Below are 13,145 nucleotides of genomic sequence, written 5' to 3'. Positions count from 1 at the left end.
AAAAATGGCAGCCATCAGGTTGCCATTTTTTTTATTGTCGGTAGACGCGCTCCTTCTCAACACGTATACCGCTCGCAGAATTTTTCTTAGCCGACTTTCCATTCACCAAATACGGTTTGTCGGCAACAGGTTCCACCTTTTTACGCAAAGGCTTCGCGACAACAGAAGGCGGATCCACAGGTTTTCCCTCCGGTAATTCACCCGTATACATAGGAATCTTGCTAAACGTAGGCGTTCCATCATCTTGGAAAATGCACTGATGCACAAAATAGGCAGGGAACCCCGTTTCCGTATCATCGCTCCAATTTTCAGAACGATTATACACTGTTATATATTGGCAAAGGGCGTAATAAGTAGAATCTTTTCTATAAACAAAGTAATTCGTATCATTCGCCGTCGAACCTTCTTTCGAGGTAAATTTATAAGTATCTATCAAAGAAGACTTACTACTAGGAGTCGCAACAAAAGCAGTCGTATCGTTCAAGTCTAGGGCAACTCCCGCTTTCAAGCTATCGCCCAGAACTACATTCCAATAGTTTTGGTCCAAGTCAAAAAAGTTCCAATGCTCAAGAAAAAGTTCACAGGCGCCAAACCTAATAATATTACATACACAAGTTTCATTCACATTCCAATACGTGCCCTCGATAGCAACACCCGGTTCTATCTCAACAAGACTGTCTTTAGAAAAGCCCCATTTAGTATAGCCATAGGTTGGCTCACCTACTTCATGACGGGTTAGGTTCACCACGAAGGCCTGCTCCCATTCCTTGGCCTGGGCAGAAACACCAGCCCCAAGCAAAACAGCCAGGGCAAAACTAGATACAAATAAACTCTTTCGGCATTTCATATAAGTTCTCCTTTTTTCACAAATATATCATTTATTCGACAAAAAGCACAAATTCGGCAATTTTTCTATTTAAAAAGTGTGCAAACGCACAAAAAAACCGACTGCTTTTGGCAATCGGCTTTTTGAATCTTTGTAGAAAAAGATTATTCCGCGTCCATATCGGCTTCGTCGATTTCGGCGTTGTGATAAACGTCCTGAACGTCGTCGTGATCTTCGAACTTGTCGATGAGCTTGAGGAGCTTCTGAGCATCGTCGTGACCGAGCTTCACCGGGTCGTTAGCGACGTAGGTGATTTCTGCGCTCATCATTTCGATACCGGCAGCTTCGAGAGCCTTGGACACAGCGTCGAAAGCTTCCGGAGAGGTGGAGATTTCATGCACGCCGTCTTCGGTGGACATGTCTTCGGCACCGGCTTCGAGAACGAGGTCCATGACCTTGTCTTCCGGATACTTTTCAGCGTCAACGATGATCACACCCTTGTAGGTGAAAGCCCAAGAAACGGAACCGGATTCGCCCATGGCGCCGTTGTTCTTGTTAAAGATGTTGCGGATTTCGGCAACGGTACGAACCTTGTTGTCGGTCAGGCACTGCACCATGATGGCAATGCCACCCGGGCCGCGTCCTTCGTACAACGGTTCCGTCATTTCGGTACCGGAGTTGGCACCCGTACCCTTGGCAATGGCGCTTTCGATGTTCTTGGTCGGCAAGCTCTGGCTCTTGGACTTAAGAATAGCGGCACGCAGACGCGGGTTTGCGTCGGGGTTTCCGCCGCCGAGCTTAGCAGCAATGGAGATTTCCTTAATCAGCTTGTTCCAAGCCTTGGCGCGAGCAACGTCAGTCTTGGCCTTCTTGCGTTTGGTGGTGGCCCATTTGGAGTGACCGGACATAGATTACCTCTAATTGGTTTTAGTTAAAAAATTACTTGTTTTTCAGTTGGCAACGACGGCGTTCCTTCACAGTCAAGTTCGGATCGTCGCAGGGATCGCCAGAAACTTTTTTCTTCTTTTTCTTCTTGGTCGGAGCAGGTTCGTCTTCTTCTTCGACGCGGCGCTTGCGCTTATTCAGCGTTGCCTCTTCTTCTTCGACTTTTTTTTTCTTTTTCTTCTTCGGAGCTACTTCTTCGTCGCTTGCCTCCACACGGCGCTTGCGAGTCGTAATGGTAGCTTCTTCTTCAGGCTTCTTTTCGCCCTTCTTCTGCAGGGCGCGGAGTTTCGCCTTGTCGAGCGGGTCAGCAGAGGCCTTCGTGATGGCCTTGTCGTACTTACCGCCCCACACGTTACCGAGCAAGGAACCAGATTCCAGAGCATCCTTCAGAATGCCCATGGCCCATTCGTCATTTGCCGGCGGCAAAAGCTTAAAGCGCAGGTTACGGATTCGGGTCGGTTCGTCTTCAAAGAAGAGCATCATGTCGAACAAGCCCACCTGATATTCCTTACCGTCGGAACCAGGAGATGCCGAAGGCACATAAGCAAGCACGGCATAGACGTCACCGTCAAAAAGGCCCGTGATCAAAGCATCGCCGTCACCACCCGGAGCCTGCACTTCACCGTCAGCCTGGAAAGCCCACGGAGCGACATCGACCGTCAAGCGGAACTTGTGATAGCCCTTATCGGCCTTTTTCAGCTTGAGCAACGCACCCGAGAAAGCCTGGAATTCAGGCTTCAGCGACTGCGCCGAGCAAACCGCCACAAAAACCAAACAAATAAACACTATAAGTTTTTTCATAGGAACCTCCCTTTGAAAAGCTTATTAATTCTTGAAGAACAGCGCCTTGGCAGCCTCGAACATCGGGTCCTTTTCATCCGGGTTGCGGCATTCCGTATAAATACGGACCTTCGGTTCCGTACCAGACGGACGCACCAGCATCCAGGAGTCATCGTCGAAGATCACCTTCACGCCGTCGAGCGTCAGGAGCTGCTTCACGGTCTTTTCGTTGTTGCCAACCATGACCTTAGCACCCGGCTTGGCGATATCGGCGATAGCGTTCACCTTGGCCTTCAGCGGTTCGCCCACGAGGGACTTGTCCACTTCGAAACCAGAGCGGGTCGGGTAGAAACGGCCGTATTCTTCGTACAGGGCATCCAGGTATTCACCCAGGTTCTTGCCCGTCTTGGCCATAATTTCGAGAGCGATAAGGAGACCGAACTGGGCATCCTTTTCGAGCGTGTTGTTCAAGCCAGAGATACCGTCGGATTCTTCGAAAGCGACGAGAGCCTTCTGCTTGGCATTGCGGGAAAGCCACGGGCGGAAGTTCTTGAAGCCCACCGGAGTTTCCATCACAGGCACGCCGAGCTTTTCAGCAATGATGTTCACAAAGTTAGAAGTAGCAACGGACTTAGCCACGCAGCCCTGTTCCTTGCGCCAGGTAGCCATGTAGTGGAAAGCGATAGCACCGAACTGGTTCATATCGATTTCGCGAGTACCGTCGTAGAAACGGATACGGTCGCCATCCGGGTCAAAGATTGCGCCCAAGCGGAACCAGGACTTGCTTTCGTCGAGGACCTTGCGGACCTTTTCGAGGTTCTTGCTGGACGGTTCCGGAGCGATACCGCCGAACAGGGAATCATCTTCGTTACGGAGCGTAATCAGGCATTCCGGATTGTCGAGGAGTGCAGCCGGACGGCGGCGGGTAGAACCGTGCACGTGGTCGCAAACGAGAGTCAAGCGGCCCTTCTTGATAAATTCCTTGATCAAGTCGAACTTGATCGTGCCCTGCTTCACAAGGAATTCCTTGTAAATCTTGAGGGAGTCGATAATTTCCCAGTCAACCTTGCCCACCGGTTCAAACTTCCAGGTGGCCATCATTTCGTTGCTGAGTTTGGTGATCACGTTCGTGATTTCCGGACCAGCAGGACCGCCGTCAGCCGGGTTGAACTTGATACCGTTGTAGTGGCTCGGGTTGTGGCTCGGAGTCATGTTAATCGAGCAGGCTGCACCGAGCATTTCGATAGCGGCGCTGAATTCCGGAGTCGGCATTTCGCCACCGTAGTAGACCTTCACGCCGGCCTTGGCAAACTGGTCAGCCACAGCTTCGCAGAATTCGTGACCGAGCAAGCGGTTGTCGTGACCCACGACCACGCCGCGCTTCTGAAGTTCGGCAAAGTCCTTCACGCCAAGAGCTTCGAACAATTCAGGAGTAGCTTCCTTATAGAGGCGCACAATGGCGGCACCCACCACCTGCAAGTTGCGGAGCGTAAATTCAGAACCGATTTCGCCGCGCCAGCCAGACGTACCAAAGCTCACCTTGGCGGGCTCTTGAGAAGTCAGGGCGACCTGCTTGACAGTTTCAACCAGGTTCATATCGGTAGCCGGGTTGAATTCGGGGGACTGAATCTTTTTCCAAATCTGGGTAATGTTTTCCATAAGGGATCCTTTTGTGATTTTTTCGCGAGAAATTTAGTAAAATCCCAACAACAAAAGGGGGAAGCCTCCCCCTGTTTGCAGCCCCAACAGGGGCTTCCAACACCCCCTCGCCTAAGGGGCTCCGCCCCCTAAAACCCCCGACTTCTCTTCTCCCATCCCTGAAAAACAGCGTTCCGGCTCAGCCTGCTCCGCACGCGGACAAATTACGGCCTTCGGCCTTTACTGTCCGCTTTGCGGCCAGGCATTCGCCGTCGCTTTAGTGCAGGCGCGGTTCAAGAGCTTCAGTAGCGTGCAAGTGAGTGTCGCGACAAAACGCTTGCGTTTTGGCATGACCGAACGCAGCCGTAGACGCCTTTAGGCGTCCATTTTGTAGTTCTTACGAGTGGAATTTTTCTTGTTGTTCTTAATGTTGTTGACGGCTACGCCGTCCGCTGCTGCGGCTCCCCTATGCGTGCGCTAGCGCCCGCGCAGTTGAGCCTTGCGCGCTTTTCTTGGACATAATAACTCCCAATGGCATTCCATATGGAATGCCTAGTTTTTGATTTTTTATTTAAAATTTTACAGTTTGAAAGAGATGGTTATTCAACCATTACACAACGAACGGAGAAACCTTCTAACTTTGTATAGTTATAGATATCTCTACTATACATATGGGTATCCGAAGAGTTTGTGTGGCCTGCATTTGGATACACAATGTTTTTTACAGTGATTTCTGTCGGATAATACCAAGCGGTCAATTCATTAAGAGAATCAAAACCACCAACCTCATTTACCAACACTCTTGCCCCAGCACCGACAAGGCTGTAACCAGTTGTATTATACCCACCAAAGCCAAAGGAAGAACGTACGCCCTCAACGCCATGCGTATTTCCGTTACTGTTGACAATGATGTAGAAATCATTATATGTCAGCAAGCGCCAACCTTCAGGACATACACCTTGATGATTGGGCTTTATCGAATCGGCACAACTCTTACTATTGCATTCGAACGGCAACTGCATCATTTCAGCCCACTGATAGAGGCCTCCATAACGATCACAATTGGTTGTATCATTATCGTAGCAGTAACGTTCTATTTTCGAATCATCTTTCTGATCTTTAAATCCCCGAACCATCTCACCAACATTCAGATTTTCAGCCATCACCTTGATAGAGGCGGCTTCGCCAGCCGTATCCTTGCCGTCGATCTGGATATAATAATACTCACGTTTATCGCGAGGGTCCGTAAACTTAGCATACTTATCATTTAAATCACCATTCAAAGGAAACCAATGCTGATAAGCTTCGCTACTACTTGACTTCGGTGTGACGCTGGAGGAAGACTTTATGCTACTGCTCGAAGCAACAACACTCGAAGAAGACTGCTTAACTTCTTCGCTGCTGCTCGACTTCGGCGTAACGCTTGAAGATGAAGCTTTCACAACACTGCTGCTAGATTCTTCTTTTTTGACAGAAGAACTGCTCTTGTCGCCATCAACGGAGCTAGAAGAATTCTTGGTTGCTGCCGAGGAGCTAGATTCCTTCGCATTCTTCTCGCTAGAAGAAGACTTGCCCTTATCGGTGCTCTTTTGCGAGCTAGAAGAATTTTTGGAAATTTTTTCACTGCTAGAACTTGCGTCGTCGCAGTCATCGTTCTGTTCCTCGCACTGGCGGGGTTCCGGCGAAACGGAAGAAGAGGATTCATCGCCACATGCTGCGAGCAGGGCTAGGAGAATGGACAGTGCAAAAATGTTAAAAATCTTCACAGAAGACCTCCGAGTATAAAATCCCACTGATTTTTGCAAAATATAGCAACTAAAAAGCCAGCCTTACAAGCTGGCTTTCGTTCTAGAAAAAAACAACTAAACTATTTTGCAAGACGACTTTGCTGAAGTGCTTCGAGCTTTGATTGAATTTTCGCAATCATTTCGTCGGAAAGCCCTTCTTCACGAAGAACGGCCTCGGTGTCAGCTTTATTTTGCGCAAGTTTGTCTTTAGCTTCTTGAGTTTCAGCATGAGCATCCGCAAGGCGCTTGCGGAACACGTCACCGGCACTCACAAAGCCGTATTTCTGTCCTACACTCTTGAAAGCCATTTCCAACTCCTTCAGATAGTCCTCGTCGACGTACTCCCTTAAATATACATTAATTTTGCTCAAAAGGGTCAATCCTACATCCGCAGGCAATTTCTGGAACGATTCCTTAAACTGCAACAACTTCGAACGAAGATTGTCCTTGTCAAAAGCATACTTCATTGCGGTAATTCCCATGCCCGTCGCAACGTCTTCACAAGCGAGACAATCACTGTCGGGAATGTCGGCCATGTTCACGAACGAGCATGCAAACGGAAGCACGCGACCGTGGAAAAATTCCGGGTACCCATCTTCAAGGTTTTTCAGCGGATTCCAATTTTCACGCCCATTGTAAAAGATAATCGCCATAGTCGGGAGTCCGTCAAACACACGATTTTCCTGATGAATTTTCATCACGGAACGCACATAGCGGGCAATCTGGTTGATAGTGTCGGGGTCACGTCCCGATTTGTGTTCCACCATGATGCCCACGAGCACGGGTGCGCCCGTCAACACGTTGACGCGGAAGGCTAAATCCGCATCACCGGTTTCATCAACTTCGGAATACGAATCAGGAATACGTTCCAATGTGCCGAGATTCACGGAAGACAGGAACTCGCCCACTTCGCGATCCACCTTGCCTGCAAACCCAAGCAACTGCCTAAGGCGCTTGAAATCGGCAAAAAGCCACCGGAAAAAGGGATCATGTGCACGGCGTGCATTATTTTTCTTTTCAGTCATAGTTTTCCTTTCTTTAGCGTTATTTTTTTTCGGAACCTATTTTTTTCGGAAGGCTCCTTTATTCTATACGCCACTTTTGAAGAAGCAGTCTGATTTTGCACCTGGTTTTCACGTAAAATTATATTAGCGGCATTTAGGGCTACTTTTGCTAAAAGGCTCAATCTTGACGACAACTTGTCGCCCTTCATTTTGCAATCAGGTGTTTGCAAAAATCTTCATTTTTTACAAAAAGCAACTTTAGGTTGCTATTAATCAAGCCGTCACGATGTTTTTGCCCGCTCGCTATCCGGGAATTACCGGAACCGCTCGCTTACCAAAAACATCTCGTGCCGGCTTACCGCACATAGCGCAGAATTCAACTTCTCTTACCCCTAATTTTCTGCCTATGCAACTTTTTGTATTCAGCTCTTTTAGATTCAAGAGTTTGGATTTGATTTACAAAATCTGAGATTTGTTGCTGAGACAATAAATTAGGCAAGCTATTATAGAACCTTTGGAAATCTGCATCTCGAATCGTATTCGCAGGAATTTTGTCACCAAGTTTAGCGTTATTACCAAATATAACGACATCAACGCACAAATTCTTCATCGCAGGGAAATTTTCAAGCAACGCTTGAATGTGACCGAAATTCTGATGATGCGGATTTTTCATAGAATATTTCCGCCGTCCCTGCGCAGCAAAAATTTTCCATTGCTTATCGTATTCCGATCCAACAATTAAACCGATATAAGTCTTCTTCTCAACAACAAGAATTCCTTTTTCAGTAACTGCGATAATATCAATTTGCTGAACTCCATGACAGCCATTCACATACACATCCCTAAAAACGCAACCTCTAGAAATAGCTTTTATAATACCCGCAGTATGTTTTTCTCCGATATGTCCAATAATTTGATTCTGAAAGATTTTCATCCATAAGATGAAAACCAGCATAACAAAAATAAAGCCCCAAAGAATAAGCATACTATTCCTTCTCCCAGCTGAGCACAGGATAGCCGTCATTTAGGCCAGAATCATAAACGAATTCATCGCCGAGGAGTTCGGCAAATTCATCCGATTTCATTTCATCAGCAGATTTGGGCGTGGCAACTCCACCGCTATTATTAAGGCCAAACGGTTCTTGTTCGCCTTGTTCCCAATAGTAGTAGTCAGCCATAGTGGTGTTGTAGTTATAGCCAATCATCAAGCCAACAAGAGAATCTCCGTCAACTTTACCTGTGGAATAGGCTGAGCTGGTGACACCTTCTTGGTTATAACCAATAATTCCACCAACATTTTGATTCCCCAAAACATCGCCAACATTATAAAGGTTATTTGTTGTTGAAAAATCAGCGTTTCCAAACAAACCACCAACATAATTCGTTCCCGAAATAGATGATGTATTACTTGCGGAAATCATTTTCCCACCAAATGTCCCTGCAATACCTCCAACAAATGTTAAACCTTGTACAATTCCTTCATTCCTAACATTTGTAAGCGTTCCACATTTTGCAGCGTTTTTGGAACCAACGCCATAATGGCCACAATACCCCGCTACGCCCCCCGTATAGGTTTGCCCAACAATACTGCCATAATTAACCAAATAACTTGCTTCAACTGTTGTTGATTGTGCACCACCCCAAATTCCACCAGTATATTTTTCACCTTCAACCAACCCATTGTTTTCTGCATGCGTTAATTTGATTCTATCTATAAAACCAATAACTCCGCCAACATCTGTTTTTCCTTTAATAACACCCAAATTATACACTTCGTCTACTAAATTCACATTACCATAGGTATCATTGGACGCACCAATAACACCTCCAACAGGTCCACTTTCACTAGTAACACTTGCTTTATTCGTAATATTTTTCAAAGTACCTGTATTATACCCCACCACTCCTGCTGTATATTTCCCTCCATATACCCAAGAATTATCAAGAGTCACATTCTGTACAGTTCCACTTGAATTACCAAACAAACCATTATTACTACTTGTCGTATTAATAAACATTCCACTTACCGTGTGTCCATCCCCATCAAAATATCCTGTAAAAGCAACACTAGAATTGCCTATAGGAGTCCACTTGTGAAGTTTCGTTGAATCCCCAACCAAAGCGCCCTTATCATCAATAATATCACCTTTATTCAGTTTGATATCTGCACCGAGTTTATAATACTTTCCCGCATAGTTACCGTCGTTTGATCCGACGACAAAAGATAAATGAGCCAATTGCTCTGCAGTCAAAATAATATATGGACTTTTCTTAGTACCCGCACCACATGCAAAATCCTTCGCAGTCGTTCCTTCCCAAGGATTACCAGGTTCTCCTACACAATTTTCATCTAATTCTTCAGCCACAGAACTGCTTGACAATTTTTCATCGTTGGGCTTATTGCTAGAACTACTACCAGCCTGTTTTTCTGTGCTGCTAGACGAAATCTTCCCAGAATCTTTGCTGCTGGAACTTTTTCCTTTTTTACTGGAACTGCTTGCTAAAGAAATCACTTCATCGTCAGAAGATGCAGATACCGTTTGCGAACACGCCGCAAACATCGCTGCAACACCCAAGATACCGATTATCGAATAACGCATAAAAACCTCACCAAATCTTTTTTCTTTGAATATATACCAAACCACAAAAGATTGCAAACATTTGTTCACACTTTTGGTACGAAATGAGCGGAATAGTTTCCTTTGACGCAAAATGTAAAAGACCGCATCGCAAGCAACAATCAGGGTGTATTTTCTAAGTTCTAAGTTCTAAGCTCTACGTTCTAATACTATATTTAGGCCACTATGCAGATTACTAACGCTTCTCAACTTACTGGTGTTTTCCCCGCGTTGTTCACTCCGCTCAAGAACGACGATCCCAAGAACCTTCGCAACTCCATCGACTACAAGAAGATGGGTCAGATGATTGATGACGTGATTGCTAACGGTGCAAGTGGCGTGCTCCCTGCCGTGACCACGGGTCAGAGTGCGACGGTTTCTCCGCAGCAGCACCTGGATATCATCAAGTTTACGCTCGACTATGTGGACGGCCGCGTGCCCGTGATTGCCGGTGCCGGTTCCAACTGCACTCGCGAATCTATCGAAATGATTGAAAACGTTCAGAAGATTGCCCCGGTGGCAGTTCTCTGCGTGACTGGCTATTACAACAACCCGCCGCAGGAAGGCCTCCTGAAGCACTACCGTACGCTCAGCAGCGAAACGGGTGCCAAGATCGTGATTTACAACGTTCCGGGCCGTACCTCTAGCTACGTGCACCCCGACACCTTGATTGAACTTGCCGAAGACAAGAACATCATCGGTCTGAAGCAGGCTGTCGAATTCGGCTTTGGCGAAAAGTTCCACGAAGACACGATGCGCGTGATCAAGGAAACGAAGGGCAAGGACTTCGCCGTGATGAGCGGTGAAGACGGTCTCTTCGCAGACTTGCTCGAAATGGGCGGCACGGGCCTCATCAGCGCTTCGGGCAACATTCCTGAAGCAACGAAGACCTTTGTCGATCTCTACAAGGCATTCCAGGCCGGTGACAAGGACACAGCTCACAACCTTCAGAAGGCTGCACGCGACTTTGTCGACATCACGTTCTGCCGCAAGAACCCGATTCCGCTGGGCACGCTGTTCAACAGCCCGCTGTTCCAGCCGCTCGTAAGCGTGAAGGACACTGCTAACGGTGCCGACGCTGTTGCCCGCATCATGAAGCTTATCGACGAAAAGGCCCCGAGCCTCAAGAAGTACCACGTTTAATTTTACCAGGAGATTCACATGGCAAAGACTCAGAAATCCATCAGTGACGAAATCTGCGACTACCTCAAGAAGCAGAAGCTCTCCCCCATTCCCGTTCAGACCCTGAACGAAGACATGGAAACCACCCGCTACTTCGGCGGTGACCTCAAGGAATTCATTGCCGCAGCCAAGACGCTCGGCGCAAAGGGAATCTTTGTTGAAACCCTGTACCTCGAAGAAGACGAATTCTACTACGACAGCGGCATGGACGACGAAGAATACATGGCCCTGTACGGCAACGAAGAATGCTGCGACGGTCAGTGCAAGTGCGGCAAGTGCGAAGACAAGAAGAGCAAGAAGTCTAAGGACGACGATAGCGATGTCGACGCCGTTTACTTCGAACCCGAAGACCTCGACGGTCTCGACCTGACGCTCCTCAAGCCGCAGATGGCCAAGTACCTCGACCGCGTGGGTGAAGCCTGCGGCGCACGTCTCACTGTTCCGGGTGTCGACCACCTCGAAGTGGAAATCTTCGCTGATTGGTACGATGACTTCGCCGAACTCGTAGACGAAGCCTCCGAAGCAATCGAAATCGACCCGACCGACGCTCTCCGCCAGGCTCAGGCAATTTTCGAAGCCGAAGAAGCTGAACTCGCCAAGGCCGAAGACAAGAGCGTGAAGAAGATTTCTGTACATCCTCCGAAGGGTGGCAAGAAGGCTTCCAAGAAGAAGTAATTCTTCAAAGCAAACGAAGTAATTGCATACAAGCTAAAAAGTCGCGACACCGTCGCGACTTTTTTGTATTTCTTTGAAAAAGCGTTAGCTTTTAGCCCAAAGAACTTAACTCAACTAAAACAAAAGTTTTTTGTTAAGTTTCGTATATCGAATCCGTGTGGCAATAAAATTAGCCATGGTACAGCTTACTTGTCTGATAAGTAGGTTCCGTGGTGAGATTTACTCCCAAGCGGCGGAACACGCCCACGTCGACCTGCGACAGAATCACGCTGGAATGCACTTCGCAGTGGCGAAGTTCCGGGAGTTTTTCCATAGCAATCTTGGCGTTATAATCCGTGAGGGCGCAAACAGAGAGCGCGACCAAGACTTCGTCCATGTGCAGGCGCGGGTTCTTGTGGCCGAGCTGTTTGGTCTTCAGGTTCTGAATCGGTTCAATCACCATGGGCGAAAGCAGACGCACCTCGTCAGGGATACCTGCCAAGTGCTTCAGCGAATCCAAAAGCATTGCAGAAGAGGCGCCAAGCAAAGACGAAGTCTTACCCGTAATGATAGCGCCATCGTTCAGCTGAATTGCTACAGCCGGGCCTTCGGATTCTTCGGCCTTCTTGACGGCAGCCGCAATCACGGGGCGGTTTGCAGTACTGATCTGGGCTTGTTCCATAATCAGTTCCTGCTTGTAAACTTGATCCTTGTCGGCGTTGCCCTTACGCACGTCGCAAAGCGTGTTGTAGTAGCGACGGATGATTTCCTGGCGAGCGGCTTCGCAAACAGCATCGTCATCAACAATGCAATTGCCGGCCATGTTCACGCCCATATCGGTCGGACTCTTGTACGGAGATTCACCGAGAATACGGGTAAACAGGGCGTTCAGCACCGGGAAGATTTCCACGTCGCGATTGTAATTGATGGTCGTCTGTCCGTAGGCTTCCAAGTGGAACGGGTCAATCATGTTCACATCGTTCAAGTCGGCGGTGGCGGCTTCGTATGCGAGGTTCACCGGGTGCTTAAGCGGAATGTTCCAAATCGGGAACGTTTCAAACTTGGCATAGCCAGCCTTTACACCACGCTTGTTTTCGTGGTAAATCTGCGAAAGGCACACAGCCATCTTTCCACTTCCGGGGCCCGGAGCCGTCACCACCACAAGTTCGCGAGAAGTTTCAACAAATTCATTCTTGCCGTAACCGTCATCGCTCACCACCAGCGGAATGTTGCTCGGGTAACCCGCAATCGGATAATGACGATAAACCTTGAGGCCTAAACCTTCGAGTTTTTTCTGGTAGGCAACGGCACTCGGCTGTTCCTGCCAGCGGGTCAACACCACGGAGCTCACATAAAGACCATAACCGCGGAAGGCATCAATCAGGCGCAAGACATCTTGATCGTAGGTAATGCCCAAGTCGCCGCGAACCTTGTTCTTTTCGATATCGCCGGCATTAATGGCGATAATGACCTCGGCCTTGTCCTTGAGCTTTTCGAGCATGCGGATTTTACTATCGGGCGCAAAGCCAGGCAACACGCGAGATGCGTGATGGTCATCGAACAGTTTTCCGCCAAATTCTAGATAAAGTTTTCCGCCAAACTTTGCAATGCGTTCGGCAATTTTTTCGGACTGCGTCTTGAGGTACGCTGCGTTATCAAAACCAACTTTAAACATCTTTTGCCTATCTATAGAATTAACTTTCCAAAGATA

At 47.8% G+C, this 13,145-nt stretch carries 11 protein-coding genes; 2 read left to right on the top strand and 9 right to left on the bottom strand.

Going from position 1 to position 13,145, the window contains the following annotated elements; translation table 11 throughout:
• Positions 1-31: 31 nt before the first annotated feature.
• The 8 genes from QOL41_RS05100 to QOL41_RS05065 form a co-directional block, all read right to left on the bottom strand.
• Positions 32-847 (bottom strand): hypothetical protein, encoded by an 816-nt coding sequence (locus QOL41_RS05100; RefSeq protein ID WP_283428885.1) that lies wholly within the window; start codon positions 845-847, stop codon positions 32-34.
• 143 nt (positions 848-990) lie between these two features.
• Positions 991-1,734, bottom strand: coding sequence for a YebC/PmpR family DNA-binding transcriptional regulator (locus tag QOL41_RS05095; protein ID WP_173653419.1), 744 nt, complete (start codon positions 1,732-1,734; stop codon positions 991-993).
• 31 nt (positions 1,735-1,765) lie between these two features.
• Positions 1,766-2,572: a hypothetical protein gene (locus tag QOL41_RS05090; RefSeq protein WP_173653420.1), complete on the bottom strand. Its 807-nt coding sequence runs from the start codon at positions 2,570-2,572 to the stop codon at positions 1,766-1,768.
• A gap of 24 nt (positions 2,573-2,596) precedes the next feature.
• Positions 2,597-4,210: a phosphohexomutase domain-containing protein gene (locus tag QOL41_RS05085; protein ID WP_283428884.1), complete on the bottom strand. Its 1,614-nt coding sequence runs from the start codon at positions 4,208-4,210 to the stop codon at positions 2,597-2,599.
• 578 nt (positions 4,211-4,788) lie between these two features.
• On the bottom strand, positions 4,789-5,955 hold the full coding sequence (locus QOL41_RS05080; protein WP_283428883.1) for an FISUMP domain-containing protein: 1,167 nt from the start codon (positions 5,953-5,955) through the stop codon (positions 4,789-4,791).
• A gap of 101 nt (positions 5,956-6,056) precedes the next feature.
• Positions 6,057-7,001: an Rpn family recombination-promoting nuclease/putative transposase gene (locus QOL41_RS05075; protein ID WP_283428882.1), complete on the bottom strand. Its 945-nt coding sequence runs from the start codon at positions 6,999-7,001 to the stop codon at positions 6,057-6,059.
• Positions 7,002-7,356: 355 nt separating this feature from the next.
• A complete protein-coding gene (locus QOL41_RS05070) occupies positions 7,357-7,965 on the bottom strand; it encodes a nuclease-related domain-containing protein (protein ID WP_283428881.1) in 609 nt (202 codons plus the stop codon).
• Between the two features lies 1 nt (position 7,966).
• A complete protein-coding gene (locus QOL41_RS05065) occupies positions 7,967-9,649 on the bottom strand; it encodes a hypothetical protein (protein ID WP_283428880.1) in 1,683 nt (560 codons plus the stop codon).
• A gap of 135 nt (positions 9,650-9,784) precedes the next feature.
• On the opposite strand from QOL41_RS05065, the gene dapA reads away from it, so the two are divergent.
• A complete protein-coding gene (gene dapA / locus QOL41_RS05060) occupies positions 9,785-10,741 on the top strand; it encodes a 4-hydroxy-tetrahydrodipicolinate synthase (RefSeq protein WP_173653426.1) in 957 nt (318 codons plus the stop codon).
• 18 nt (positions 10,742-10,759) lie between these two features.
• On the top strand, positions 10,760-11,455 hold the full coding sequence (locus tag QOL41_RS05055; protein WP_283428879.1) for a hypothetical protein: 696 nt from the start codon (positions 10,760-10,762) through the stop codon (positions 11,453-11,455).
• Positions 11,456-11,624: 169 nt separating this feature from the next.
• On the opposite strand, the gene QOL41_RS05050 is transcribed toward QOL41_RS05055, so the two are convergent.
• Positions 11,625-13,109, bottom strand: a complete 1,485-nt coding sequence (locus tag QOL41_RS05050; RefSeq protein WP_283428878.1) for a DUF1846 domain-containing protein — start codon at positions 13,107-13,109, stop codon at positions 11,625-11,627.
• Positions 13,110-13,145 lie beyond the last annotated feature (36 nt).

The organism is Fibrobacter sp. UWB10, assembly GCF_900182935.1.
In the GTDB taxonomy this organism is placed as follows: Bacteria; Fibrobacterota; Fibrobacteria; order Fibrobacterales; family Fibrobacteraceae; genus Fibrobacter; species Fibrobacter succinogenes_O.
The sequence above is the reverse complement of the archived record's forward strand: the minus strand, read 5'-3'. Positions and strand labels throughout refer to the sequence as shown.